This is a genomic window from Pseudomonas sp. RGB, from assembly GCF_007713445.1.
In the GTDB taxonomy this organism is placed as follows: domain Bacteria; phylum Pseudomonadota; class Gammaproteobacteria; order Pseudomonadales; family Pseudomonadaceae; genus Aquipseudomonas.
Genome location: NZ_VMSH01000002.1, coordinates 476858 through 503331, shown reverse-complemented (window position 1 = coordinate 503331; position 26474 = coordinate 476858). Strand labels below are relative to the sequence as shown.

Annotated in this window: 27 protein-coding genes; 21 read left to right on the top strand and 6 right to left on the bottom strand. The window is 61.6% G+C overall.

The features are described from left to right. Window positions 1-44 precede the first annotated feature (44 nt). The 8 genes from FPT15_RS06020 (at window position 45) to FPT15_RS05985 (ending at window position 7321) form a co-directional block, all read left to right on the top strand. The gene (locus tag FPT15_RS06020) at window positions 45-1013 is read left to right on the top strand and encodes a GTP 3',8-cyclase MoaA (RefSeq protein ID WP_145159273.1); all 969 of its coding nucleotides are present in this window, start codon (window positions 45-47) and stop codon (window positions 1011-1013) included. Window positions 1014-1121: 108 nt separating this feature from the next. Next, window positions 1122-1727: a DUF4823 domain-containing protein gene (locus FPT15_RS06015; protein ID WP_106576165.1), complete on the top strand. Its 606-nt coding sequence runs from the start codon at window positions 1122-1124 to the stop codon at window positions 1725-1727. A 19-nt stretch (window positions 1728-1746) separates the two neighbouring features. Next, window positions 1747-2307 (top strand): DUF1285 domain-containing protein, encoded by a 561-nt coding sequence (locus tag FPT15_RS06010; protein ID WP_145159271.1) that lies wholly within the window; start codon window positions 1747-1749, stop codon window positions 2305-2307. 70 nt (window positions 2308-2377) lie between these two features. Beyond that, complete coding sequence (locus tag FPT15_RS06005; protein WP_145159269.1) at window positions 2378-3091, top strand: GntR family transcriptional regulator; 714 nt, start codon at window positions 2378-2380, stop codon at window positions 3089-3091. Next, the gene (locus FPT15_RS06000) at window positions 3088-4089 is read left to right on the top strand and encodes an ADP-ribosylglycohydrolase family protein (protein ID WP_145159267.1); all 1002 of its coding nucleotides are present in this window, start codon (window positions 3088-3090) and stop codon (window positions 4087-4089) included. Before FPT15_RS06005 ends, FPT15_RS06000 begins: the two co-directional genes overlap by 4 nt. A gap of 101 nt (window positions 4090-4190) precedes the next feature. Beyond that, window positions 4191-5657, top strand: coding sequence for a cytosine permease (locus FPT15_RS05995; protein ID WP_145159265.1), 1467 nt, complete (start codon window positions 4191-4193; stop codon window positions 5655-5657). Further along, entirely contained in the window at window positions 5650-6567 is a 918-nt protein-coding gene (locus tag FPT15_RS05990; protein WP_145159263.1) for a PfkB family carbohydrate kinase, read from the top strand. Before FPT15_RS05995 ends, FPT15_RS05990 begins: the two co-directional genes overlap by 8 nt. Before the next feature lie 25 nt (window positions 6568-6592). Beyond that, window positions 6593-7321: a bifunctional 2-polyprenyl-6-hydroxyphenol methylase/3-demethylubiquinol 3-O-methyltransferase UbiG gene (locus tag FPT15_RS05985; RefSeq protein ID WP_145159261.1), complete on the top strand. Its 729-nt coding sequence runs from the start codon at window positions 6593-6595 to the stop codon at window positions 7319-7321. Window positions 7322-7396: 75 nt separating this feature from the next. Here the strand turns inward: FPT15_RS05985 and FPT15_RS05980 are convergent, their stop codons facing one another. From FPT15_RS05980 to FPT15_RS05965, 4 genes are all read right to left on the bottom strand, one after another. Further along, the gene (locus FPT15_RS05980) at window positions 7397-7777 is read right to left on the bottom strand and encodes a Rho termination factor N-terminal domain-containing protein (protein WP_145159259.1); all 381 of its coding nucleotides are present in this window, start codon (window positions 7775-7777) and stop codon (window positions 7397-7399) included. 50 nt (window positions 7778-7827) lie between these two features. Further along, complete coding sequence (locus FPT15_RS05975; protein ID WP_145159257.1) at window positions 7828-8094, bottom strand: hypothetical protein; 267 nt, start codon at window positions 8092-8094, stop codon at window positions 7828-7830. Between the two features lie 50 nt (window positions 8095-8144). Then, complete coding sequence (locus FPT15_RS05970) at window positions 8145-8498, bottom strand: hypothetical protein (protein ID WP_145159255.1); 354 nt, start codon at window positions 8496-8498, stop codon at window positions 8145-8147. 85 nt (window positions 8499-8583) lie between these two features. After that, complete coding sequence (locus FPT15_RS05965) at window positions 8584-9789, bottom strand: MFS transporter (protein WP_145159253.1); 1206 nt, start codon at window positions 9787-9789, stop codon at window positions 8584-8586. A 190-nt stretch (window positions 9790-9979) separates the two neighbouring features. On the opposite strand from FPT15_RS05965, the gene FPT15_RS05960 reads away from it, so the two are divergent. The 6 genes from FPT15_RS05960 (at window position 9980) to FPT15_RS05935 (ending at window position 16437) form a co-directional block, all read left to right on the top strand. Further along, a complete protein-coding gene (locus tag FPT15_RS05960) occupies window positions 9980-10459 on the top strand; it encodes a GNAT family N-acetyltransferase (protein WP_119742815.1) in 480 nt (159 codons plus the stop codon). A gap of 677 nt (window positions 10460-11136) precedes the next feature. Continuing rightward, entirely contained in the window at window positions 11137-11958 is an 822-nt protein-coding gene (locus tag FPT15_RS05955) for an SDR family oxidoreductase (RefSeq protein ID WP_145159251.1), read from the top strand. A gap of 29 nt (window positions 11959-11987) precedes the next feature. Further along, window positions 11988-12968 carry a substrate-binding domain-containing protein gene (locus tag FPT15_RS05950; RefSeq protein ID WP_106576180.1) on the top strand — a complete coding sequence of 327 codons (981 nt, stop codon included), beginning with the start codon at window positions 11988-11990 and terminating at the stop codon, window positions 12966-12968. Beyond that, complete coding sequence (araG, locus tag FPT15_RS05945; RefSeq protein ID WP_145159249.1) at window positions 12965-14464, top strand: L-arabinose ABC transporter ATP-binding protein AraG; 1500 nt, start codon at window positions 12965-12967, stop codon at window positions 14462-14464. Before FPT15_RS05950 ends, araG begins: the two co-directional genes overlap by 4 nt. Window positions 14465-14481: 17 nt before the next feature. Next, on the top strand, window positions 14482-15447 hold the full coding sequence (gene araH / locus FPT15_RS05940) for an L-arabinose ABC transporter permease AraH (RefSeq protein ID WP_106576704.1): 966 nt from the start codon (window positions 14482-14484) through the stop codon (window positions 15445-15447). Window positions 15448-15633: 186 nt separating this feature from the next. Continuing rightward, window positions 15634-16437, top strand: coding sequence for an IclR family transcriptional regulator (locus FPT15_RS05935; RefSeq protein ID WP_145159247.1), 804 nt, complete (start codon window positions 15634-15636; stop codon window positions 16435-16437). Here FPT15_RS05935 and FPT15_RS05930 read toward each other — a convergent pair whose 3' ends face one another. Then, a complete protein-coding gene (locus FPT15_RS05930; protein WP_145159245.1) occupies window positions 16438-17490 on the bottom strand; it encodes an NAD(P)-dependent alcohol dehydrogenase in 1053 nt (350 codons plus the stop codon). It abuts the gene before it with no gap. A gap of 181 nt (window positions 17491-17671) precedes the next feature. On the opposite strand from FPT15_RS05930, the gene FPT15_RS05925 reads away from it, so the two are divergent. After that, entirely contained in the window at window positions 17672-18562 is an 891-nt protein-coding gene (locus FPT15_RS05925; RefSeq protein ID WP_145159243.1) for an AraC family transcriptional regulator, read from the top strand. A gap of 167 nt (window positions 18563-18729) precedes the next feature. Here the strand turns inward: FPT15_RS05925 and FPT15_RS05920 are convergent, their stop codons facing one another. Beyond that, the gene (locus FPT15_RS05920) at window positions 18730-20394 is read right to left on the bottom strand and encodes an electron transfer flavoprotein-ubiquinone oxidoreductase (protein WP_145159241.1); all 1665 of its coding nucleotides are present in this window, start codon (window positions 20392-20394) and stop codon (window positions 18730-18732) included. A 532-nt stretch (window positions 20395-20926) separates the two neighbouring features. Here FPT15_RS05920 and FPT15_RS05915 point away from each other — a divergent pair. The 6 genes from FPT15_RS05915 to FPT15_RS05890 all read left to right on the top strand — a co-directional run bounded on the left by FPT15_RS05915 (window position 20927) and on the right by FPT15_RS05890 (window position 26407). Further along, window positions 20927-21676, top strand: coding sequence for an electron transfer flavoprotein subunit beta/FixA family protein (locus FPT15_RS05915; RefSeq protein ID WP_057009251.1), 750 nt, complete (start codon window positions 20927-20929; stop codon window positions 21674-21676). 2 nt (window positions 21677-21678) lie between these two features. Then, window positions 21679-22608 carry an electron transfer flavoprotein subunit alpha/FixB family protein gene (locus FPT15_RS05910; RefSeq protein WP_145159239.1) on the top strand — a complete coding sequence of 310 codons (930 nt, stop codon included), beginning with the start codon at window positions 21679-21681 and terminating at the stop codon, window positions 22606-22608. Window positions 22609-22689: 81 nt separating this feature from the next. Next, the gene (locus tag FPT15_RS05905) at window positions 22690-23511 is read left to right on the top strand and encodes an ABC transporter substrate-binding protein (RefSeq protein WP_145159237.1); all 822 of its coding nucleotides are present in this window, start codon (window positions 22690-22692) and stop codon (window positions 23509-23511) included. Between the two features lie 9 nt (window positions 23512-23520). Beyond that, window positions 23521-23883, top strand: a complete 363-nt coding sequence (locus tag FPT15_RS05900; protein WP_145159235.1) for a DUF4398 domain-containing protein — start codon at window positions 23521-23523, stop codon at window positions 23881-23883. Then, on the top strand, window positions 23880-24695 hold the full coding sequence (locus tag FPT15_RS05895) for an OmpA family protein (RefSeq protein ID WP_145159233.1): 816 nt from the start codon (window positions 23880-23882) through the stop codon (window positions 24693-24695). Before FPT15_RS05900 ends, FPT15_RS05895 begins: the two co-directional genes overlap by 4 nt. A gap of 272 nt (window positions 24696-24967) precedes the next feature. Further along, window positions 24968-26407 carry a PLP-dependent aminotransferase family protein gene (locus FPT15_RS05890; RefSeq protein ID WP_106576193.1) on the top strand — a complete coding sequence of 480 codons (1440 nt, stop codon included), beginning with the start codon at window positions 24968-24970 and terminating at the stop codon, window positions 26405-26407. Window positions 26408-26474: the final 67 nt, after the last annotated feature.

Genomic DNA, 26474 nt, shown 5'->3' with positions numbered 1-26474 from the left:
GTCAGCTTTTAGCGCGCCCGAATCATCCTCTGCCGGAGTGATCCATGATCGTTGATCGTCAAGGCAGGCGATTTCGCAACTTGCGAATCAGCCTGACCTCAGCCTGCAACTACGCGTGTACCTACTGCGTGCCTAACGGCAAGCGGCTGGTGGCTGCCCAGGACGAACTCTCGGCCGAGGCTATGGCCCGTGGGGTGGCGTACCTGATTGAAGCGGCGGGCATCGACCGCCTGCGCATCACGGGCGGCGAACCGCTGGTCAGCCCCAAGCTGGAAGCCTTCATGAGCGCGGTCGGCGGAATGGGCCTCAGTGATATCAGCCTGACCACCAACGGCCAATTGCTGGCGCGTAAACTGCCGCTGCTGGTGGATGCCGGCATTCGGCGCATCAACGTCTCCCTCGACACCCTGGACGCCGACGCCTTCCGCAGCATCGCCCGTGGCGGCGACTTGGCCACGGTGCTTGATGGCATGGACCAGGCCCGCGCCGCGGGGATCAAGATCAAAGTGAACATGGTGCCGTTGCGCGGGCAGAACCTGGACCAGGTCATGCCGCTGCTCGACTACTGCCTTGAGCGTGGCTACGAGCTGCGCTTTATCGAACTGATGCGCATGGGCCATCTGGCCAAGGATTCCAACGCCTTCCTGCAGCAATTCGTCAGCCTGCAGCAACTGCTCAGCCTGATCGGTGAACACCACGAATACCTGCAAGCCAACGCGCCAGTAGACGCCACCGCAGTGCGCTACGAGGTGCCTGGCCAGGGCTTCTTTGGTGTCATCGCCAATGAAAGCGTGCCGTTTTGCCGGACGTGTTCGCGTCTGCGTTTGTCGTCTACCGGCTGGCTGCATGGCTGCCTGTCGTCGAGCAACCGTCATTACGTCGGCGACCTGCTCGACCTGCCGCGCCATCAGGCGCTGCCAGCCTTGCAAGGCCTGCTGATGAAGGCCCTGGGCGACAAACAGGAAGTGGCCTTCTCCGGCGGTGCCACCATCATGAAGATCATTGGCGGCTAGCCCACGCACGCTCCTCCCACATTTCATTTGCGGCGCTGCCGGATGGCGCGGATTCTGCATCTCACGCCCATTCGCCGGTTTTCCGTCACCGGCTTCTGGAGGATTAGGATGCGTAGTCTGGTTTTGTTGCTGGCGTCGTTGACGCTGAGTGGTTGCATGACCGTCAGCGATATGGCCGAAGGCACCCGCTATCAGATGAGCGACGCCGGCTTGCTGGACCACAGTGATACCCGCCGCACTGCGTCGATTCGCATACAGCCGGACTCTTTTGTCTTTATCGCCCAAGGTGCGTTTGTGCCGCCGGGCAGCGCTTATCCGCGACCTAACGTGGTGGCCGAAGAAGCCTTCAACGGCTTTGTCGAATACTTCCCGATGGTGCGCCGCGCGCGCAAGCCCGAAGGCCTGGAGCAGGCGATGGCCGAAGCCCGTGGGGCGGGTGCGCATTACCTGTTGTATTGCCGCTTCGCTGCAGCCGATGACCGCATCGGCAATGCCGATGAATGGACGGACCAACAGGCGCTGGACCGCGTCGGGCTGGACAGCGGCGTCATCCAGATCATGTTGATCGAGACCAGCACCCAGTATTTGATTGATACTGCACGTATTCGCAGTCGTGGCGGTTTACTGACGTTCCACGACAACAAGCCAGAAGATCTGATTGCCCGCCCCCTGGCGCAGTACGCCCGCGGCCTGCTGGGCATGGGAGATCAGTAAAAAACTCAAGGAGAACTGCATGTCCGATTCCGCCAAGGCAAATGACCTGTTGGCTCAATTGCCCAAGGGCAAGGGGCCGGCACCGGTGCACCTGTGGAATCCGGATTTCTGCGGCAACATCGACATGCGCATCGCCCGCGATGGCACCTGGTTCTACCAGGGCACGCCGATCGGGCGCAAGCCGATGGTCAAGTTGTTCTCCAACATCATTCGCCGCGACGGTGATGATTATTTTCTGGTGACGCCGGTAGAGAAGGTCGGCATCACCGTCGATGACGCGCCGTTTGTGGCGGTAACCCTTGAGGTGCAAGGGCAGGGCGAAAGCCAGGTGCTGCACTTCACCACCAACGTCGACGAGCACGTCGAGGCCAGCCTCGAACACCCGCTGCGCGTCGAAATCGACCCCATCACCCAGGAGCCCGCGCCCTATTTGCGCGTGCGCACCAACCTCGAAGCCCTCGTGCATCGCAATGTTTTCTACCAACTGGTCGAGTTGGCGGTCAGCCGTCCGATCAACGGTCAGAACTGGCTTGGCGTATGGAGCGCTGGGGAGTTTTTCCGCATTGGCCTGGAGCCCTGAGGCCGGCTTTTTCACCTTCCTGAAATAATTCGCTTGCTGTCGTCGGGCGCTATCGGTTATCAATTTGTACATGATTAGACATGTCCGATTTGATAAGAAAAAACGCGTCGTCGACGAGCTCATCCGCCGTATCGAGGCGGGGGTGATGGCCGACGGTTTCCTGCTGCCAGGCGAGCACCAGTTGGCCGAAGAGTTTGCGGTCAGCCGTGGCACGTTGCGCGAAGCCCTGGCCGAGCTCAAACGCCGCAACTACATTGCGACCCAGAGCGGCGTCGGCTCCATCGTCACGTTCGACGGCATGGTGCTCGACCAACACAGCGGCTGGGCCCAGGCCCTGGCGGACACGGGGGCGCTGGTCACCACCGACGTCCTGCGCCTGGAAGCCGTGACCCGGCCCGACCTGCTCAGCCGTTTCGGCAGCGACCAATTTATCGCCCTCGACCGTCGCCGGCGTACCACCGATGGCACGGCGGTGTCGCTGGAGCGCTCGCTGATGCCCGCCTCCGGTGGCCTGGAAGGCCTGCCCCGCGTCGGCCTGATCGACAATTCCCTGACCATCACCCTGGCCGCCTACGGCTACGTTGGCGCCGAAGGTGACCAATGGATCGGCGCCGAGCCCCTCAGCGACGAAGACGCCGAGCTGCTTGGCCGCCCTGCGGGCACGGTGTTTCTCAAGGCCTCGCGCACCACCTACGACCGCCGCGAGCGCTTCATGGAGTACGTCGAAAGTTTGCTCGACCCTCTGCACTTTCGCCTGCACCTGCAGTTTGGAGCGTCAAAATGACCCCGCAAAACCGCGCCCTCGGCGCCTTCTATGGCCTGGCGTTGGGCGACGCATTGGGCATGCCCACCCAGTCCTTGAGTCGCGAGCAGGTGCAACAGCGCTTCGGTGCCATCACGGGTTTGGAAGACGCCGACGCCGACCAACCCATTGCGCCAAACATGCCGGCCGGTTCGATCACCGATGACACTGAGCAGGCGATCCTGGTCGGCGAGTTACTGGTTGAAGGCCACGGCAAGATCGAACCGACCGTGCTCGCCCAGCGCTTGATCGACTGGGAAGCGGCGATGCGCGCCAAGGGCTCCCAGGATTTGCTCGGGCCATCGACCAAGCGCGCCATCGACATGATCCTCGCCGGCCACACCCCGGAAGAGTCCGGGCGCTATGGCACCACCAACGGCGCCGCCATGCGGATCACGCCGGTGGGAATCGCCGCCGATGTCAGCGACCCGGCGCCGTTCATCCAGGCGGTGATCCAGGCCTGCCAGGTCACCCACAACACCACGTTGGGCATCTCCAGCGCGGCCGCTGTTGCGGCGGTGGTCTCAGCCGGTATCAACGGCGTGGACTTGGGCGAAGCGCTCAACATCGGCACGCAGATCGCCCAGCAGGCGGAAAACCATGGTCACTGGATTGCCGGTGGGCGTATTTCCACGCGCATCAGCTGGGCGCGGACCTTGAGCGTCGGCAGCGGCGACAAGGCCCTGTTTGCCGACCTGCTTTACGAACTGATTGGCACCTCTGTCGCCTCCCAGGAATCGGTGGTGGTGTCGTTCGCCCTCGCGCAGCAAGTGGCGGTGGGCGCGATGAATGCTTTTGAAGCCGTGTGCCTGGCTGCCAGCCTTGGCGGCGACACCGACACCATCGCCGCGATGCTCGGCGCGATGTTGGGCGCGTGCCTGGGCATGCAGTGCTGGCCGCCAGCGATGATTGAACAGGTCAAGCGGGTCAATGGCCTGGACTTGCAGCCGCTGGTGCAGGGGCTGCTGCAAATTCGCTAAGCGCCGCAGGCATTGAACTCGCAGAGTCAGGAAGACCGAGAGTCGATTCACCTTGAGTATCTGCCACAACCACAACAATACAGGCACCAGGAGCACCCCTCATGAGCAGCACTTCTTCCGGCCAAAGTGCCGGGCAATTGGAAACACGCGGTATCGAACCGGTCCCTGAAGGCGAGTGCAACGGTCATCCGCTGCAACTGTTCTGGGTGTGGTTCGCGGCCAACATCAGCATTCTCGGTTTGCCGCTGGGCGCAACCCTCGTGGCGTTCCGTGGCCTGGCGATCTGGCAGGCGATCATCGTCGCAATCCTCGGCGCCGCCGGCTCGTTCGCCGTGGTGGGCATCATCTCGATTGCCGGCCGCCGCGGGCGTGCACCGAGCCTGACGCTGTCCCGCGCGATCTTCGGCGTGCGCGGCAATATCGGCCCGACCCTTGTGTCGCTGATGTCGCGACTGGGCTGGGAAACCGTCAACACCACCACGGCAGCATTCGTGTTGCTGTCGTTGTGTTCGATCCTGTTCCACTCGCCGGTGGAAGCGAAAAGCGCGCCCGTGCTGACACTGATCTTCATCGCCATCTTCGTGCTGCTGACCCTGTCCGTCTCCGGTCTGGGCCACGCGACCTTGCTGGTGATCCAGAAGTGGGCGACCTACGTATTTGGCGCCTTGAACATCCTGGTGGGCGGCTTCCTCTGCGCCACCATCGACTGGAGCGCGGTGTTCAACGCCACGCCGGCGCCGCTGAGCGCGATGATCATCGGCGTCGGCACCATGGCTGCCGGCACCGGTATCGGCTGGGCCAATGCCGGCGCCGACATGTCGCGCTACCAGCACCGCAGCGTCAAGGCCGTGCGCCTGGTGGCCTCCGCCGCGTTTGGTGCGGGGATTCCGCTGGTGTTGCTGATCACCCTCGGCGGCTTGCTGTCGGTGGGCAACAACGATTTGGCCTCGGCCACTGACCCGATCATCGCGATCCGCGACATGCTGCCCACCTGGATGGCCGTGCCGTACCTGATCACCGCGTTTGGCGGCCTGCTGCTGTCCAACAACCTGTCGGTGTACTCGGCGGGCCTGACCACCTTGACCCTTGGCTTGAAGGTCAAGCGCGTGCACGCGGTGATCGTCGACATCGTCGCGATCTTCGCCGGTTCGATCTACTTCATGCTGATTGCCGACAGTTTCTACGGCCCGTTCATCACGTTCATCTCACTGCTGGCGGTGCCGATTACGGCGTGGGTCGGGATCTTCGTGGTCGACTTGCTTCATCGCCACTACTACAGCCCCAAAGACTTGCTGGACGTGAGCCCAAGCAGTGCCTATTGGTATCGCGGCGGCGTGGAATGGCGTGCGTTCGGCGCCTGGGCCGTGGCCATCGTGCTGGGCTTCAGCTTCACCACCATCGGCACCACGGCCGAAAACATCTGGTTCGCCGGGCCGCTGTCCGACTCATGGCTGGGTCACAACGGGCTGGGCTGGATCGTCACCTTCCTGGTGGCCGGCGGAATTTACGCAGTACTGGGCGGCGCAGCTGACCGTCGTCCGGCTTTAGTAGAGAGCCCCAATGTCTAGATTGCTGCACACCGGCCAGGTCATCGTCGACCTGGTCATGGCCCTCGACACCTTGCCTGCAGCCGGCGGCGACGTGCTGGCGCGGTCTGCCAGCTTCGAAGCCGGCGGCGGTTTCAACGTGATGGCCGCCGCCCGACGCAATGGTCTGCCGGTGGTTTACCTCGGCCGCCATGGCAACGGCCGTTTCGGCGACCTGGCGCGCGCGGCCATGCAAGCCGAGGGCGTAGAGATGGCCCAGGCGACCAGCGACGACAAGGACACCGGCTTATGCGTGTCGCTGACCGAAGCCACCACCGAACGTACCTTCATTTCGCATATCGGCGCTGAAGGGGATTTGAGCGCCGAGGACCTGGCGAACGTCGTGCCGCGCGCGGACGATTACGTGTACGTCAGCGGCTACAGCCTGTTGCTCGAAGGCAAGGCCCAGGCATTGCTTGATTGGCTGCTGGCGTTGGCGCGTGACATCACGGTGGTGTTCGACCCGGGGCCGCTGGTCAAGGCGCCGGACTCGGCGCTGATGGTGGCCTTGCTGCCGCGCATCGACATTTGGACCAGCAACGGCCCGGAAGCCCTGGCGTTTACCGGCGCCGATACCCTGGCCGAGGCATTGCTCGAACTTGAACGGCACTTGCCTGCCGATGCGTTGCTGGTGGTGCGCGACGGGCCGAACGGGTGCTGGGTCAGCCTTCAAGGCGAGGCCAGGCATGTGCCCGGCTTCAAGGTGACCGCCGTGGACAGTAACGGCGCCGGCGATGCGCATGCCGGTGTGTTTCTTGCGGGGTTGGCCAAGGGCTTGAAACCGGCTGATGCGGCACGCCGCGCCAATGCGGCCGCAGCGCTGGCGGTCACGCGCTGGGGGCCGGCAACCTCACCTGGGGCTGCCGAAGTGGATGCGTTGTTGGCAGAATAGGCGCCACTCAGCACGGAGCGACGCCATGACCCAGAACATCTACGACACGCCAGCCTTCTTCGAGGGCTACAGCAAAATGGGCCGCTCGGTCGAAGGCCTGGCTGGCGCGCCGGAGTGGCCTGCCTTACAGGCAATGTTGCCGCCGATGGCTGGCTTGAAAGTGGTGGACCTGGGCTGTGGCTATGGCTGGTTCAGCCGCTGGGCGCAGGAGCAGGGCGCGGCTCATGTGCTGGGCTTGGACGTGTCGAAGAAGATGCTGGCGCGGGCCAAACAGATGACCTCTGAGGCGACCATCACCTATGCCATCGCCGACCTGGAACAGCTCGACCTGCCTGCTGCCTCGTTCGATCTGGCCTACAGCTCGCTGGCCTTTCATTACATCGTCGATCTGAAGGGGCTGTTCGAGCGTATTCACCACGCCCTGGTGCCTGGCGGGGGACTGGTGTTTTCCATCGAGCATCCAATCTTCATGGCACCGCGCAATCCGGGCTGGCTGGTCGATGATCAAGGCCGCAAAAGCTGGCCGGTGGATGGCTATCAATTGGAAGGGCCGCGGGTGACCCATTGGTTGGCCGAAGGCGTGATCAAGCAGCACCGTACGCTGGGCACGTTGCTCACTCTGATGATTCAGGCGGGGTTCACGCTCAGTCACGTGCAGGAGTGGGGGCCAAGCGAAGCGGACCTCATTGCTCGGCCAGCATTGGCCGAAGAACAAGAGCGCCCCATGATGCTGCTGGTATCGGCTCACCGCTGACTCTGGATGTGCAACGCAAAACACAATGTGGGAGCTGGCTCCCACATTGTGTTTGTTGTGTCGGCAAGGCCGGCGTCAGCTAGCCTTGCGCAGCGCTTCGATCAGCTCATCCTTGCGCATGCTCGACCTGCCCGGAATATCCTTCGCCCGCGCTTCTTTCAGCAAGCTTTCCTTGGTCTGCGTCGCCAGCGAAGTGCGACCGGTGCGAGGGTGACCCTCGCGGCTGGCGGCAGCTCGCTTGGCCGAATCACTGCGTGCCTCGGCTTTTTTCTGCGGCGCTTTGCGCTGGCCCGAACCGCCGGCTTTGTCGCCGCCGCCGGACTGCTTGTTGACGGTGGCCCAGGCGCGGGCTTCGGCTTCTTCCTTGGGCACGCCTTTGTGCTCGTAACTGTGTTCGATACGGGCAGCTTTGCGCTTCTGTGCGGCGGTGTATTTAGCTTTGCTTCCAAGAGGCATTGCGATACTCCAACTGGCCCTGTTGTCAGGGCCAGACCAGACAAAACGGATTACTGGGTGCTTTCGCCTTCCAGCTTGCGCGCCTCGTCAACGCCTGACGCGGTCAGCTTGATCGGCAGGTTCAACGAGTATTCACCGGCGTCGTCGGTGGTCACATGCCCATCCTTGATAAATCCACGGTCCTGCAGGAACGCCAAGACACTGGCAACCTCCTTCCCGCCGCGGTAGTTATCCAGCACCTCCTTGCCCAGACCGTTAGGGTGGGCGTGCAGCAGGCGGGTGAGGACTTCTCTTTCAAGGTTTCTATCGACGTTCATGCGTACCTCTTCACTGGGAATGATCGGGTGTCGGTGTCGTTATGGATGCTTCAAGGCGCAGGTTGTTTTGGGGCGCCTGGGATGTTCGAGTCGTCGCCTTTATTGACCTTCGGCTCATTGCTGATGCCGGGGCCCATTTTGCCGTTGCCGACTGCAGCCGGTGCCTGGCGTTGGGTGTCGTTACCCTTGGTGCGAGGGTCAGCGCCAGCGCCGTTGTCGATGATCGCGCCGCCATTGGTGTCCAGGCCGGTGCCCATCGAATCCTGGGATTCCTGGGTGGCGGGGCTTGGTGGGCTGCCGACCGGGTCGGTCTTGCCAGTCGAGGAAGTGGCGGCAAAGGCGTTCAGCGATGCGGCAGACAGCAGGCCGGTGAGGGCGAGGGCGGCAAACTTGGAATTCTTCATGGGGGTGTCTCCATATGATTAATGTCCTTACCCTTTATTGGTCAGCCCCCGCTGGCGGTTCGTGCCTTGATGGCGACGAACGGTCTTAGCTCACCTGTAAGATTTTGTGTGCAGAGGCTTTGCGCCACACCAGCCGCGCCACCGTGATCAGCCAATTCAACGACGCCACGCCCACGACAATTGCCATCAATGTCGGCAGGCCGTAATCGACGATGATCCTGCCCGCCAGCCAGGGAAACCCGAACACGCCGACAAAGTACGCCAGGCTGAACAGCAGCAATGCCTGGGACGTGGTGCCGGGCGGTGCTTCGTTGGCCACCAGCCCGTTGATCACCGAATACGTCAGGCCGTAACCCACTCCCAGCGTGGCGGCGGCCAGCAAGTAGCTGAAATTGCCGCTCACGCCCACCGCAAACAGCACGATCGACCCGAGCATGATCCCCGACAACACACACGCCGCCCGGTAGGCATCACGTTTGACCACGTGGCCTGCGATCAACAGACGGCTGGTGATCGCAGCGCTCAGGAACCCGGCGAAGAACAGCGAGTAGTCCAGGCCATGCGCGGCCGCATAGCTGGTTTGAAATGACGAAAGCCCGCCAAACACACACCCTCCCAGGCCGACCATGAGGATTGCGAACCCGGCCTTGGATGACAGCACGCGACGGCTGGCGGCCCAGGAAATCCTCGAGGCCGGCACATTCGCGTGCTGTTTGAGGCGGGCGCCCATGCGCCAGAACATCAGCACCCCGGCAAAGCTGGCCAGCCCGGCAATATAGAAGGCCGTCGTCAGCGGCAGGTCCAGCGCACTGGCGGCTCGGCCGAGCAACGGGCCGGAGCCGATCCCGCTCAACATGCTGCCCGACAGCAGGGCAAAGTATTTGGCTCGCTGCTGGGGCTCCACCAGCAGGCTCACGATGATCGGGCCCAAGGTGTAGAACACGCCCCAGCCCAAACCAAGGGCCAGTCCGAACACCATCAAGCCTTGGCCGAACCCCGGCGTCAGGGCGAAACCCAGGCAGGCCACAACCAGCAATACGCCCATTCCCGCAATAGCCCGCGCGGCCCCGACCGCATCGGCCAGGTGCCCGGAAAACACCACGGCCACAAAGGTACTGAGCATCGCCGTGGAGATCACACTGCCCGCATCATGCTCGTTGCCACCGCGTGAATGGATCAGCAGTGACAGCAGAAACGTCGAGCCGTACGACAGCGACAACAGGAAGCTGGCCAGGCAGAACAGGGCGAAGAGCGTCGCGCCTTGCTTTTTTGCGGATGCAGTGGCGTGCATGGGGTAAGCCTTGGAATAGTTGGAGTTGTGGCCAACTTTTACCACGCACGCTGCGACCGATTGTTCTGTGCTTGGTGGTGCTTGCTTTAGCATCCGCTGGAGTAAGGCGCCCTGACTGCACGAAAATGCGCTGCAATCAGTCATGAAAGCGCCTTAGTATGTGGGCTTTCAAATTGCCCAAGGCCCGCCCATGACCATCGAGATTCGCCCTGCCGTGCCCAGCGATGCTGCGCAGATCCTGACCTTCATCACCGAGCTTGCCGAATACGAAAAGGCCCGGCATGAAGTGATCGCCAGTGTGGCGGATATCGAGCGCAGTCTGTTCAGCGAGGGCGCCACCGCCCACGGCCTGATCTGCTCGCGGGACGGCCTGCCGATTGGCTTTGCGGTGTTCTTTTTCAGCTATTCCACATGGTTGGGCAGCAATTGCCTGTACCTCGAAGACCTCTACATCAACCCCGAACAGCGCGGCGGCGGGGCGGGCAAGAAATTACTGCGCCACCTGGCGAAGATCGCCTGCGACAACGGCTGCGGACGTTTCGAATGGAGCGTGCTGGACTGGAACGAGCCGGCGATCGCCTTCTACAAGTCCATCGGCGCACAACCGCAGGAAGAATGGGTGCGTTACCGCATGGAAGGCGACGCACTGCGCGATTTCGCCCAGGGCTGAAGCCAACCCTCTGTAACCCCAGAAGATCAAAGGTGGGAGCGGGCTTGCCCGCGAAGGCGGTGTATCTGTACCAACCAAGCCGCCTGAGGCGAAGGCGGTGTATCTGTACCAACCAAGCCGCCTGACCCACCGCCATCGCAGGCAAGCCAGCTCCAACCTTTATTGGCGACAGACCAAAATCTCCGCACCCGCCGCAGCTCAAATGTGGGAGCGGGCTTGCCCGCGAAGGCGGTGTATCTGTACCAACCAAGCCGCCTGACCCACCGCCATCGCAGGCAAGCCAGCTCCCACACTTACTTTGCGACAGACCAAAATCTCCGCACCCGCCGCAGCCCAAATGTGGGAGCGGGCTTGCCCGCGAAGGCGGTGTATCTGCACCAACCAGGCCGCCTGACCCGCCGCTATCGCAGGCAAGCCAGCTCCCACACTAATGAGCGACAGAGCAAAATTCCGCATCCACCTCAGCCCAATTGTGGGAGCCGGGCTTGCCCGCGATGGCGCTCGTCCGGCCAACCCTTCACCTCTGACCCACCGCATTCCCAAGCAACCCCACACCCGCACTTCTCAGCTTTTGTTTCACTATATGGGATGCAAATTTATATATTGAGATATTTCAAAAGATGGGTTTATAGTCGCCTGCATCAGCACTCACTACCAAAAATAAAACAGGTGAAGCGATGCAGCCCCAACCGTTGTCATTACCCGCCGTGCCGGAACCCACCTACGGCGAGCGGCTGAAAAACAAAGTGGTGATCATCACCGGCGCCGCTCAAGGCATTGGCGAGGCGATTGTCGCTTGCTTCCAGGCCCAGCAGGCCCGTCTGGTGATCGCGGATATCCAGGCTGAAAAAGTCCAGAACGTCGCCGCCCACTGGCGCGAACGCGGTGCCGACATTGTCGCGCAGGCCGTCGACATCACGTCCAAAGAGCAATGGCAGTCGCTGGTTAACCTGGCCATCGAGCGCTTTGGCCGTGTGGATGTGTTGGTAAACTGCGCCGGCGTCAACGTGTTCCGCGACCCACTGGAAATGACCGACGAAGACTGGCGCCGCTGCTTCGCCATCGACCTCGACGGCGCCTGGTACGGCTGCCGTACGGTGCTGCCGCACATGATCGAGCAGGGCATCGGCAACATCATCAACATCGCCTCCACCCATTCCAGCCACATCATCCCCGGCTGCTTTCCCTACCCGGTCGCCAAGCACGGCCTGCTCGGCCTGACGCGCGCGCTTGGCATCGAATACGCGCCCAAGGGCATCCGTGTGAATGCCATCGCGCCGGGCTATATCGAAACCCAGCTCAACGTCGATTACTGGAACGGTTTTCCCGACCCGCATGCCGAGCGCCAGCGTGCCTTCGATTTGCACCCCCCCAAGCGCATCGGCCAGCCGGTCGAGGTGGCGATGACGGCGCTGTTCCTGGCGACTGACGAGGCGCCCTTTATCAACGCAACCTGCCTGATGATCGATGGCGGGCGTTCTGTGATGTACCACGACTAAAATTTTTCGATAACAAGAAGAGGTGGTTCATGTTCAAGAAAACACTCGGTGCCCTGGCGCTCGCCGCAGCCTTCAGCGGCTTCGTGTCTGCCGAAGAGGTAAAGATCGGCTTTTTGGTCAAGCAGGCAGAAGAGCCCTGGTTCCAGACCGAATGGGCCTTCGCCGAAAAGGCCGGCAAGGACCAGGGCTTCACCGTGATCAAGATCGCCGTGCCCGATGGCGAGAAAACCCTGTCGGCCATCGACACCCTCGCCGCCAACGGTGCCAAAGGCTTTGTGATCTGCCCGCCGGACGTGTCACTGGGCCCGGCGATCATGGCCAAGGCCAAGCTCAACGGTTTGAAAGTGCTGGCGGTGGATGACCGTTTCGTCGACGCCAAAGGCAAGCCCATGGAAGACGTCCCTTACGTCGGCCTGGACGCTTACAAGATCGGCCAGAAACAAGGTGAAGCCATGGCCACCGAAGCCAAGCACCGCAACTGGGACTGGAAGGAAACCTACGCCGTCATCAACACCTTTGACGAGCTGGAAACCGGCAAGAAGCGCACCGACGGTTCGGTAGAAGGCCTCAAGGCCGCCGGTTTGCCCGCCGACCACATCCTGTTCAGCGCACAGAAAACCCTCGACGTACCGGGCAGTATGGATTCGACCAACTCGGCACTGGTGAAACTGCCGGGCACCGCGAAAAACCTGATCATCGGCGGCATGAACGACAGCACCGTGCTCGGCGGCGTGCGCGCCACCGAAAGCGCCGGGTTCAAGGCGGCCAATGTGATTGGCGTGGGTATCAATGGCACCGATGCCATCGAAGAACTCAAGAAATCAGACACCGGCTTTTACGGCTCGATGCTGCTGAGCCCGGACGCTTCCGGCTACAAAACCGCCACGGCGATGTTCGAGTGGGTGACCAAAGGCACTGAGCCGGCCAAGTTCACCGCCCTGGACAACGTGACCCTGATCACCCGCGCCAACTTCAAGGAAGAGTTGAGCAAAATCGGTCTGTGGAAATGACCGGCGCGGCCTTGCGGTTCAACGGCATCGGCAAGGATTTTCCCGGGGTCAAAGCCTTGGCGCAGATCAGCTTTGAAGCGCGACCGCACTCGGTGCACGCGCTGATGGGCGAGAACGGCGCGGGCAAATCGACCCTGCTGAAAATCCTCGGCGGCGCCTACATTCCGAGCAGCGGCACGGTGCAGATCGGCGAGCAGACCATGGACTTCAAGTCTGCCGCCGACAGCATTGCCAGCGGCGTCGCGGTGATCCACCAGGAGCTGCACCTGGTGCCGGAAATGACCGTGGCCGAGAACCTGTTCCTCGGGCATTTGCCGTCGCGTTTCGGCGTGGTCAATGGCGGGCTGCTGCGCAAGCAGGCGCTGGCGTGTCTCAAAGGCCTGGCCGATGAGATCGACCCGCAGGAAAAACTTGGGCGGTTGTCGCTGGGCCAGCGTCAGCTGGTGGAAATCGCCAAGGCATTGTCCCGTGGCGCCCATGTGATTGCCTTCGACGAACCCACCAGCAGTCTGTCGGCGCGGGAGATCGACCGTTTGATGGCGATCATCACGCGCCTGCGTGACGAGGGCAAAGTGGTGCTCTACGTGTCGCACCGTATGGAAGAGGTGTTTCGTATCTGCGATGCGGTGACGGTGTTCAAGGACGGCCGCTTCGTGCGCACCTTTGACGACATGGCCACGCTGACCCACGACCAATTGGTGACGTGCATGGTCGGCCGGGATATTCAGGACATCTACGACTACCGCCCGCGTGAGCGCGGCGAGGTGGCGCTCAAGGTCGAGGGCTTGCTGGGCCCGGGCTTGCGCGAAGCGGTCAGCCTTGAGGTGCACAAAGGCGAGATTCTCGGCCTGTTCGGGTTGGTTGGCGCGGGGCGTACCGAGTTGTTTCGGCTGCTGAGCGGATTGACGCGTTCCACCGCCGGGCAGCTGCAGCTCTTTGGTGAAAACCTGCACCTGCGCTCGCCGCGTGATGCCATCGATGCGGGCGTGCTGCTGTGCCCGGAAGACCGTAAAAAGGAAGGCATCATCCCGCTGTCCAGCGTCGCCGAGAACATCAACATCAGCGCACGCGGCGCCCATTCCACGTTTGGCTGGCTCTTGCGTGACGGCTGGGAGAAGGGCAACGCCGACCATCAAATCAAGGCGATGAAAGTCAAAACGCCGAACGCCGAACAGAAAATCATGTACCTGTCCGGCGGTAACCAGCAGAAGGCCATTCTCGGCCGCTGGCTGTCGATGCCGATGAAGGTGTTGCTGCTCGATGAGCCGACGCGCGGCATCGACATCGGCGCCAAGTCGGAGATCTACCAGATCATCCACAACCTGGCTGCCAGTGGCATCGCGGTGATCGTGGTGTCCAGCGACTTGATGGAAGTCATGGGCATCTCCGACCGCATCCTGGTGATGAGTGAAGGCGTGCTGACCGGCGAGTTGAACCGCGATCAGGCGGACGAAGCACAGCTATTGCAACTGGCACTTCCGCGTACGCGGGCTTGAAGAATTCGAGGTGAATGATGTCGCAAATAAAAACTGCAAAGAGCTTCTGGCCGGGTTTTAACCAGCGCAAGTTTCTTGATGATTGGGTGATGCTGCTCGCCGCGCTGAGCATTTTTGTGCTCAGCGCGTTGTTTATCGACAACTTCCTCTCGCCGCTGAACATGCGCGGGCTGGGCCTGGCGATTTCCACGGTGGGTATCGCTGCGTGCACGATGTTGTTCTGCCTGGCGTCGGGGCACTTCGACTTGTCGGTGGGTTCGGTGATTGCCTGCGCCGGCGTCGTGGCGGGGATTGTGATTCGTGACACCGACAGCGTGGTGCTCGGCGTGTCGGCGGCGTTGGCCATGGGCCTGGTGGTGGGGCTGATCAACGGCATTGTGATCGCCAAGCTGCGCATCAATGCGTTGATCGCCACCTTGGCGACCATGCAGATCGTGCGCGGCCTGGCCTATATCTTCTCCAACGGCAAGGCCGTCGGCGTGATGGACGAGCGCTTTTTCGTATTCGGCAACGGCCAATTGATGGGCGTGCCGGTGCCGATCATCATCACCGTGCTGTGCTTTGTGTTCTTCGGCTGGCTGCTCAACTACACCACCTACGGGCGCAACACCATGGCCATTGGCGGTAACCAGGAAGCGGCGTTGCTGGCCGGGGTGAATGTCGATCGCACCAAGATCATCATCTTTGCCGTGCACGGTTTGATCGGCGCGTTGGCGGGGGTGATTCTGGCCTCGCGCATGACCTCCGGCCAGCCGATGATCGGGCAGGGCTTTGAGCTGACGGTGATTTCCGCCTGTGTACTGGGCGGCGTGTCGCTGAGCGGCGGCATCGGCATGATCCGGCATGTGATTGCCGGGGTGCTGATTTTGGCGATCATCGAGAATGCGATGAACCTGAAGAACATCGACACCTTTTACCAGTATGTGATCCGCGGTTCGATCCTGTTGCTGGCGGTGATTATCGACCGTATGAAACAACGCTGAAGCCTTGCCCTGTGGAGATCCAAATGTGGGAGCTGGCTTGCCTGCGATAGCGGTGTGTCAGCCTGCACATTGACTGCCTGACACGCCTCATCGCAGGCAAGCCAGCTCCCACAGTGGATCTCCTCTGTTCAGGAGGGCTGCTTTTGCCATAATGGCGCCGTTTTCGTACTTCCCAATAGGCCCGATATGCAGGAAAACGCCCACATCCCCGTCAAAGACGCCGCGCCCACCGGCACCCAGACTCTGTTGCGTGGCCTGGGCGTGGTGCAGGCAGTGGCGGCCGGTGCGCGGGATCTGAAAGAGATCGCCCGGCGCATCGGCACCACCCGCAGCACCACCCACCGCCTGGCCAGTTGCCTGGTGGAGGAGCGTTACCTGCGCGTGGTGCCGCAAGTCGGTTACCTGTTGGGGCCCAAGCTGATCGAGTTGGGCTTCCAGGCCCGTGAAGAATTGCCGTTGGTGAGCCTCGCGGTGCCGTATCTGGATGAGTTGTCGGCGCTGACAGGCGACACCATCCACCTGGCGATTCGCGAATACGACGACGTGCTTTACCTGCACAAGAATCCCGGCCGTAACGGTCCGGAAATGCGCTCGCGGGTGGGCCATCGCATGCCACTGGCGCGCACGGGTGTGGGCAAGGCGATGTTGCTGGACGACTCGGTGCAGGAGTGGCAGCGCCTGTATGAAGCCAGCCTTCCGGCCGGTGGCAAGAGCCAGCAGTGGCCGCAGCACCCGGAGCAATCCTGGGCGCAGTTCGAGCAGCGCATGCGCGAATACGTGGCGGGGGGGTATGCGTTCGATCTGGAAGACAACGAACCGTCGATCCGTTGTGTGGCGGCACCGGTGCGCGATGCCAGCCGGCGAATCGTCGCCGGCATCAGCATCGCCAGTACCGTGCCCTACATGCCGCTGGAAAAAATGGCCGAGCTGATCCCTGTGATCAAACAGGTCGCAACGCGGCTGTCAGCGGAGTTGGGCGCGAAGGCCTGATCAGGCCTTCAAGGTCGCCATGTCGATGACAAAGCGGTACTTCACATCACCGGCGATCATGCGGGTGTAAGCCTCATTGATCTGGCGGATGTCGAGCATTTCGATGTCGCAGGTGATGTTGTGCTCGGCGCAGAAATCCAGGACTTCCTGGGTTTCGGCAATACCGCCGATCAACGAACCGGCCAGCACTTTACGGCCCAACACCAGCTTGGCGGCGTTGACCGGCGGATCGACCGGTTCGATCAGGCCGACTAGAATGTGCACGCCGTCAAAGCGCAGCACGTCGAGGTAGGGGTTCAGGTCGTGCTGCACCGGAATGGTGTCGAGCAGGAAGTCGAAGCTGCCGGCGGCGGCTTTCATTTGCTCGGCGTCGGTGGACACGATCACGTGATCGGCGCCTTGGCGACGGCCTTCTTCAGCCTTGCTCGCGGAGCGGGTGAACAGCGTGACTTCTGCGCCCATCGCCTTGGCGAACTTGATGCCCATGTGGCCCAGGCCACCCATGCCCAGCACGCCGACTTTGTCGCCCGCTTTCACACCGTAGTGCTTGAGCGGCGAGTAGGTGGTGATGCCGGCACACAGGATCGGTGCGGCGCTGGCCAGGTCGAGCTTGGCCGGGATTTTCACCACGAAGTGCTCGCTGACCACGATGCTGTCGGAGTAGCCGCCCATGGTGTTGCTGCCATCGACCCGGTCCGGGGTGGCGTAGGTCATGGTCGGGCCTTCGAGGCAGTATTGCTCCAGGTCCGCGTGGCAGGCGTCGCAGTGGCGGCACGAGTCAACCATGCAGCCTACGCCGACCAGGTCGCCGATTTTGTGCGCGGTGACGCTGGCGCCGACGGCGGTGACTTTGCCGACGATCTCGTGGCCCGGCATCAGCGGGTACACGGCAATGCCCCACTCGTTGCGCGCCTGGTGGATGTCGGAGTGGCACACGCCGCAGTAGAGAATCTCGATGGCCACGTCATCGGCGCGCGGGCTGCGGCGTTCGAAGGACATGGGGGCGAGGGGAGTGGTCGCCGACTGGGCGGCATAACCGATGGCGGTATACATGAGGAAACCTCGCAACAGGAATAACTAGGGAGGCGGCGCATTCTCCGCGCCGCGCCCCGATGCGGCCATGGCGATTGCTCCGAGTCTCATGCCTATTCGTCCGGGAGTGCCCCTTGTTTGGATTCATGTGCCCTCAGACCTGCGATGATGCTCTCATCCCTTTTTCGCGAAGTTTTTTGCCATGTTGTTGACCCGCCATCTCGACGCCAACGCCACGTTGGTGGCCTTGATAAAAGGGCTTACGCCCTGCGACGGATTTTCGCCGACGAACCTTCCCGGCGTGCAGGTCTTGCGCGCCAGCTGCGACGTGGCGCGCGGCCCGCAGATCTACGAGCCGAGCCTGATGATCGTCGCCCAGGGCAGCAAAGTCGCCTACCTGGGCCCGCGTACGCTGGAGTATGGCGCCGGGCATTATTTGATCCAGGCGATGCCGGTGCCGTTTGAATGCGAGACCTTTGCCCTGCCGAACGCGCCGTTGTATGGCGTGACGGTGGGTATTGATCGGGTGGTGCTGGGCGAGTTGGTCATGGCCATGGGCATTCAGGCCGGGCCGCCGCCGGCAGCGCAGACGCTGGAATCGATGAGTTCGGTGGTGCTCGATGATGCGATGCGTGGGTGCGTGGAGCGGCTGTTGCAGTGCCTGCACGATCCGCTGGAAAGCCGGATCATGGGCCCGGCGCGGGTGCGCGAATTGTTGTTCACCGCGTTGCGCGGGCCGCAGGCGGATGTGTTGCGGGCGTTGGTGGAGCAGCAGGGGCAATTTTCGCGCATCGCCACGTCGTTGAATCACCTGCATGCCCATTACGCCGAGCCGCTGAATATCGAGACGCTGGCCGGTTATGCGCACATGAGCGCGTCGACGTTCCACGAGCATTTCAAGCGCTGTACGTTGTTGTCGCCGGTGCAGTATTTGAAGCGGCTGCGGTTGCTCAAGGCGCAGCAGTTGCTGCTGGTGGACGGCCTGAGCGTGGCGCAGGCGGCGCACAGTGTGGGGTATCAGAGTACGTCGCAGTTCAGTCGCGAATATAAGCGCTATTTCCTGCGTAACCCCGGTGAAGAGCGGGTTGCCTGATCACACCTCGCTCAATGTGGGAGCTGGCTTGCCTGCGATGGCGATGGGTCAGCTAAAGATTGGTTGACTGAGACTCCGCTATCGCAGGCAAGCCAGCTCCCACAGTTGATATATGTTGCGCATAAAAAAGGCTCCCATTTGGGAGCCTTTTTGTTCAAGCCAATGACTTACATATTCGGGTAAGTCGGCCCGCCGGCGCCTTCCGGCGTCACCCACGTAATGTTCTGCGAAGGATCCTTGATGTCACAGGTCTTGCAGTGCACGCAGTTCTGGGCGTTGATCTGGAAGCGCTTCTCGCCGTCTTCCTTGGTGATCACTTCATACACGCCGGCCGGGCAGTAGCGCTGCGCCGGTTCATCGTAGAGCGGCAGGTTGGTGCCGATCGGGATGCTCGGGTCTTTGAGCTTCAAGTGGCATGGCTGTTCTTCTTCGTGGTTGGTACCGGAGATGAACACCGAGCTCAGCTTGTCGAAGCTCAGCTTGCCGTCGGGTTTTGGGTAATCGATCTTCTTGCTGTCCTTGGCGAGCTTCAGGCAGGCGTGGTCCGGCTTGGTGTCGTGCAGGGTGAACGGCATTTTGCCGCCGAGGAAGTTCTGGTCGAACCAGTTGAAGCCGGCGCCGAGGATCGGGCCGAACTTGTGCATCGCCGGGCCGAAGTTGCGGCTGGCGAACAGCTCTTCGTAGAGCCAGCTGGCTTTGAAGCTGTCGACGTAGTTGGTCAGTTCGTCGCCGCCTTCAGACTCGGCGAACAGGCGTTCGGCCACCGCGTCGGCGGCGAGCATGCCGGACTTCATCGCGGTGTGGCTGCCTTTGATCTTGGCCACGTTCATGGTGCCCAGGTCGCAGCCGATCAGGGCGCCGCCTTTGAAGACCATCTTCGGCAACGAGTTGATGCCGCCTTTGGCCAAGGCACGCGCGCCGTAGCTGACGCGCTTGCCGCCTTCCAGGTACTGGGCCAGCACCGGGTGATGCTTGAGGCGCTGGAACTCATCGAACGGCGACAGGAAGGTGTTGCTGTAGGACAGGTCGACGATCAGACCCACGACCACCTGGTTGTTTTCCAGGTGATAGAGGAAAGAACCGCCCGTGTTCTCGTTGCTCATGATGTCCAGCGGCCAACCGGCGGTGTGTACCACCAGGCCAGGTTGGTGCTTGGCGGGGTCGATTTCCCAGATTTCTTTGAGGCCGATGCCGTAGTGCTGGGCGTCGGCGTCGCTGTCCAGGTTGAAGCGCTGGATCAGTTGCTTGCCGATGTGGCCACGGCAGCCCTCGGCGAACAGCGTGTACTTGCCACGCAGCTCCATGCCCGGGGTATAGACGCCTTCCTTTGGATGGCCTTCACGGTCGACGCCGAGGTCGCCGGTGATGATCCCGCGGACCACGCCGTTTTCGTCGAACAGTGCTTCTTGAGCGGCGAAGCCTGGGTAGACTTCCACGCCCAGGTTCTCAGCCTGCTGGGCCAGCCAGCGGCACAGGTTGCCCAGGGAGATGATGTAGTTGCCTTCGTTGTGCATGGTCTTGGGCACAAAGAAGTCGGGAACCTTGGTGGCGGCTTCCGGGCTGCGCAGTACATAGATGTCATCGCGCACCACGGGAGTGTTGAGCGGGGCGCCAAGTGCTTTCCAGTCCGGGAACAGTTCGTTCAGGGCGCGGGGTTCAAACACCGCACCGGAAAGGATATGCGCGCCGACTTCGGAGCCTTTCTCGACCACGCAGACGCTGATTTCTTTACCGGCTTCGGCGGCCTTCTGCTTCAGTCGGCAGGCGGCAGACAGGCCTGCCGGGCCAGCGCCGACGATGACCACGTCGAATTCCATGTATTCGCGTTCCACAGGCTATCTCCTACTCAAGGCTCAACAGGCTTTTTTTTTAATGGGTGGAGGTTCGGTGTCGCATCCGTCATCAGTGCATTCGGAGCAAGCGATGACCCACCTTTCTCTCTAGGTGGCGCATTATATCTACACCACTGGCAGCGTCCAATACAAACGTTTGTTTGAATTGCTTGGAAGCTAGGTAAATCAAAGCAACGCGGCTTATGACTGGCTATTTTGGCGTATTGACCAGAATAGGCGTTCCGGTCAATATACGGTCGGTTTTGCGCATACCGTAGGCATACCGCAGGTTTCAAGAGCACGTCCAAAAGCAGGGCCAAGGCAAAACAGGTGACGCGCGTTTCATTGATGGCGCGCAGTTTACACGCCGCGATAAAGAATGACCTCTCAGTCACCACTGACGAACGGTCATCATTTCCCGTGAGTAAGGTCATCCGCCGACGTTTTTGGAGGTGCCCTTGTGTGCCGATGAGCATCAACCGCCAGGTTCGCCTAGGCGACTTTCTTTTCACCGGAGAGTAACGAGGAATCCATGAAGGTTCTTGTAGCTGTCAAACGCGTTGTCGATTACAACGTGAAAGTTCGCGTCAAGGCGGACAATTCCGGCGTCGACCTCGCTAACGTCAAGATGTCGATGAACCCTTTCTGCGAAATCGCTGTGGAAGAAGCCGTACGCCTGAAAGAGAAAGGCGTGGCGACTGAAATCGTCGTGGTTTCCATCGGTCCTACCACTGCCCAAGAGCAGCTGCGTACCGCCCTGGCACTGGGCGCCGACCGCGCCATCCTGGTTGAATCGGCTGAAGAGCTGACCTCCCTGGCCGTTGCCAAGTTGCTCAAAGCCGTTGTCGACAAGGAACAGCCTCAGCTGGTGATCCTCGGCAAACAAGCCATCGACAGCGACAACAACCAGACGGGCCAGATGCTGGCTGCACTGACCGGTTACGGCCAGGGCACCTTCGCCTCCAAAGTCGAAGTGAGCGGCGACAGCGTAGCGGTTACCCGTGAAATCGACGGCGGCGCGCAGACCGTTTCGCTGAAACTGCCGGCCATCGTCACCACCGACCTGCGTTTGAACGAGCCGCGCTATGCGTCCCTGCCAAACATCATGAAAGCCAAGAAGAAGCCGCTTGAGTCGCTGACTCCAGAAGCTTTGGGCGTTTCCACCGCCTCCACCAACAAGACCGTCAAGGTAGAAGCACCGGCTGCACGCAGCGCGGGCATCAAGGTCAAGTCGGTGGCTGAACTGGTCGAGAAACTGAAAAACGAAGCGAAGGTAATCTAATCATGACTATCTTGGTAATCGCAGAACACGACAACAAGGTGCTGGCCCCGGCCACCCTGAACACCGTGGCTGCCGCTGCGAAAATCGGTGGCGACATTCACGTGCTGGTAGCAGGTCAGGGCGCTGGCGCCGTGGCTGACGCCGCGGCGAAAATCGCTGGCGTGAGCAAAGTACTGCTGGCCGACAACGCCGCCTACGCTCACCAACTGCCGGAAAACGTTGCTCCTCTGGTCGCAGAGCTGGGCGCTGGCTACAGCCACATCCTGGCTGCCGCTACTTCCAACGGCAAAAACATCCTGCCACGCGTTGCCGCGCAGCTGGACGTTGACCAGATCTCCGAGATCATCTCGGTTGAAAGCGCTGATACCTTCAAGCGCCCGATCTACGCCGGTAACGCCATCGCCACCGTGCAGTCCAACGCGTCGGTAAAAGTCATCACCGTGCGTGCCACCGGTTTCGACCCGGTTGCTGCTGAAGGTGGTTCGGCGGCCGTTGAAGCCGTCTCCGCCGCCCACGACGCGGGTACGTCCAGCTTTGTTGGCGAAGAGCTGGCCAAGTCGGATCGTCCTGAGCTGACCGCTGCCAAGATCGTCGTTTCCGGCGGGCGTGGCATGCAGAACGGTGACAACTTCAAGCACCTGTACGCCCTGGCCGACAAGCTGGGCGCTGCGGTGGGCGCTTCCCGCGCGGCCGTCGACGCAGGTTTTGTACCCAACGACATGCAGGTCGGCCAGACCGGCAAAATCGTTGCGCCACAGCTGTACATTGCCGTCGGTATCTCCGGCGCGATCCAGCACTTGGCCGGTATGAAAGACTCCAAAGTGATCGTTGCGATCAACAAGGACGAAGAAGCGCCGATCTTCCAGGTGGCTGATTACGGCCTGGTGGCGGACTTGTTCGAAGCCGTACCTGAGCTGGAGAAGCTGGTCTAATCCAGCCGCTTCACTTATAAAGAGCCCGGTCTTTGGACCGGGCTTTTTTTTGCGCGCCCCTTTTTAATCTGGAGAACCGCCATGGATCTGCGTCCCGTAGGGCTGGCACTGACACTTGGATTGGCACTACTGCCGAGCCTGGCGCTGGCCGCTGGCAAATGTGAGCGCCTGGTGATCACCGGCAGCCCGGACGCGCCGCCCTTGTTATGGCGTGACCCACAAGACCCGACGCACCTGATCGGCGCCACCGCCGATGTGCTGCAACAAGTGGCCAAGGAGCTGGGGCTTAAAATCGACCTGCTCTATGGCGGCAAACGCGCCCTGGCCCTGGATGAAGTGCGCAGCGGGCGCATGGACATCCTCGCCGATGCGCCGCTGAACCTGGGCGAGTTGGAAACCCTCGACTACATCCACCCGGCCTTGATGCAGATCGACTACCTGGTCTGGACCCGCAAGGATTCGGCGCTGGTCTACGCCACGGCGGCCGACTTGCACGGCCAAAAGGGCGCAGTCTCGGAACGCGCACGCTTGAGTGCCGATTTCGACACCTTCGCCAGCCAACAGCTCAACCTGCAACGCTTCCCCACCTTGACGCCGGCCTTTCAGAAACTGCTGCTGGGGGAAGTGGACTACGTGCTCGCCGGGCGTTATTCGGGTATGGCCATGGCCCAGACGCTGGGCATGAGCAACGACTTGATCGCGCGGGAAGTGCCTGTCGATCAACCCGGCTTGTACCTGGCGATTTCCCACAACTCGGCCTGCAATGATCCGTGGCTGCGCGGACAGCTGGCCAAAAAGATGACAGAATTGCCCGCGTCCGGTGTGGTGCAAACAGCAATGCAGCGCAACCTCGAGCGCTGGAAAGCGCAATTGCAGCAACCCGTCGGCACCCCAGCAAAGTAAGGATTTACAGTGACTATTCGACCTCTTTTCGCGGCCCTCGCCGTTGTCGCTTTGGCGGGATGTGCAGCCGATCCTGCGCCGAATGAGCAAATACGCCTCACCCAGCAAGCCCTGGAACAAGCCAGCGCCGTGGGGGCCAGCGCCGACGATTCGCCTGAGCTGAAACTGGCCGAAGACAAGTTCGCCAGGGCCAAGGCCGACATGGCCGATGAGTCCTACAAGCATGCGCGCATGCGGGCCGAACAGGCCGAGTTGGACGCGCGCCTTGCAGAAGCCAAGGTTCTGACCCAAAAGAGCCAGGAGCAACTGAGCGTGCTCAACACCCGCATCACCCGCCTGCGCAAGCAATTGCAGTTGGGAGAAGCCCAATGAGCCCGATGATCCGTGGGTTGAGCTGTGTCGTGCTGCTGGGCAGCGCCGCCCTGGGCGGTTGCGCCAGCCAACCGAGCAGCGAGCAGGCCTTGCAACAGGCCGGCACTGATTTCCAGAAGGTCAAGGAAGACGCCAATGTGCTGCGTTTTGCACCCAAGGACGTCATTCGCGCCGGTGAATCCCTGGCGCGCGCCGATCGTTTGTCCAGCTACTGGGGCAGCGGTGCCGACGTGGTGCATTACGCTTACCTGAGCCAGCGGTACAGTGCGATCGCCCGCGAACACACCGAACAGGGCCTTAACGCCGAGCGCGGCACCAAGCTCGAGTTGGAACGCCAACGCCTGCAACTGGCCCTGCGCGAAAACAAACTCGCCAGCGTGCAGCAACAGGGCAAGTGGCTCGAAGAGCAAATCGCCAGCCTGACCACCACCCAGACCGATCGCGGCCTGGTGATGACCCTCGGCGATGTGCTGTTCGACACCGGTGATGCGCAGCTGGAAAACTCGGCCAATCGGACGGTGCTGAAGATCGTGCAGTTCCTGCAACTTAACCCCAAGCGCGTGGTGCGCATCGAGGGTTACACCGACAACACCGGTGGCGAGCAGGAAAACCTGAAGCTGTCGCGCGACCGTGCGCAATCGGTGGCCGACGTGCTGATGGACCTGGGAATCGATGAAAAACGTATCCAGGTCGAAGGCTATGGCGACCAGTACCCGGTCGAAGCCAACGCCTCCGAGCGCGGTCGCGCGCAGAACCGTCGGGTGGAAATTGTGTTCTCCGATGAAAAGGGCCAACTGGGCGCAGCCCGCTAACGCCCTGCGCGGTCCTCTGTGGGAGCTGGCTTGCCTGCGATGCGGGCACCTCGGTGGATCTGGCTAACCGAGGTGATGCCATCGCAGGCAAGCCAGCTCCCACCCAAGCAAACCCGATCGCTGATCGGGTTTTTCATGTTCAACACCCGCACAGTTTTTTCTATCACTGCCGCCCGAGCTCGACTATTCTCGCAACTGTCCCCGTACACTTCTAAACTGTGCCGGTATGTTTCACACAAAAATAAAATACCCGTGAAATCGAGTGCTGCGTCATGACCAATCTGTTGCTCTACCAACGTATCGCCCAGCAACTGGCTGAGGACATCCGCCGTGGTGTCTATCAACCCGGTGAGCGTGTGCCCTCGGTGCGCAAAATGAGCTCCCAGCTCAACGTCAGCCACGCCACGGTGTTACAGGCCTATGCCAACCTGGAAGACCAGGGGCTGATCCGGGCGCGGCCGCAGTCGGGCTATTACGTGCACCAGACGCCTGCGTTGACGGCGCCCACGCCGGACATCGCGAGGGTCGAGCGCCCGGGGTTGGTCACCCGCAGCAGCATCATCCAGCAAGTCTTGGTCGAGTCGCGCCGCGAAGGTGTGTTCCCGTTGGGCGCCGCCGTGCCGAGTGTGGATTACCTGCCTGTGCGGGCGCTGCACCAGCAATTGGCCAAAGTCACCCGCTTCCAGAGCCCGCGCGCATTCAGTTACATGTTCAGCCCGGGCTTTGAGCCGTTGCGCCGCCAAGTGGCGATTCGCATGCGCGACGCCGGCGTAGTGGTGGACCCCTCCGAAGTGGTGATCACCCACGGTTGTGTCGATGCGTTGCAGATGTCGTTGCGCGTGCTGACCCGCCCGGGCGACCTGATCGCCGCCGAATCACCCACCTATTACGGTTTGCTGCAATTGGCCGACCTGCTGGGCCTCAAAGTCATCGAGATCCCCAGCGACCCGTCCACCGGCATGAGCCTTGAGGCCTTGCAGCTGGCGGCCAACCAATGGTCGATCAAGGCCCTGGTGCTGACCACGCGCCTGAGCAATCCCCTGGGCGCGACCATGCCTGAAGAACGCCAGAAACAGTTGCTGCGCCTGGCCTCGGATTTCGATATCCAGATCGTCGAGGACGATATCTACGGCGAACTGATGTTCGAACTGGGCCGCACCAAGGCGCTGAAAGCCTATGACCGCCTCGACCGGGTGATCTACTGCTCGAGCTTTTCCAAGACCTTGTCTCCCGGCGTGCGCATCGGCTGGATGATTGCCGGCAAATACCAGCAGGAAATCCAGCGGCTGCAGATGTTCAGCACCCACTCGGCCTGCAGCGTGACCCAGATGGGCGTTGCGGCCTACTTGGAAAACGGCGGCTATGACCGCCACCTGCGTTATATCCGCCAGGAGTACCGCAAGAACCTCAGCGCTTTTCAGCTGGCGGTGCAGCAGTATTTCCCGGAAGGCACACAGATGACGCGTCCCAACGGCGGCTTTATCTTGTGGGTCAGTTTGCCGGGGCGGGTCAATACCCAGGAACTGCACGTGCGCGCACTGCAGCAGGGCATCAGCATTGCGCCGGGGGTGATTTTCAGTAATACGGAACAGTTCAACCACTGTATTCGCCTCAACTGCGGCACGCCGTGGAACCGCGAGGCAGAGCGGGCGCTGATGACCTTGGGGATGCTCGCCAGCCAGCTGTGCCAGGAAACTGCGGCCGGGCTTTGAGGCCGGTGGCTGAGGCGTGTAATGGGGACATTACCGATAGCTGGCTAATCACCAGACTTGTCATGCC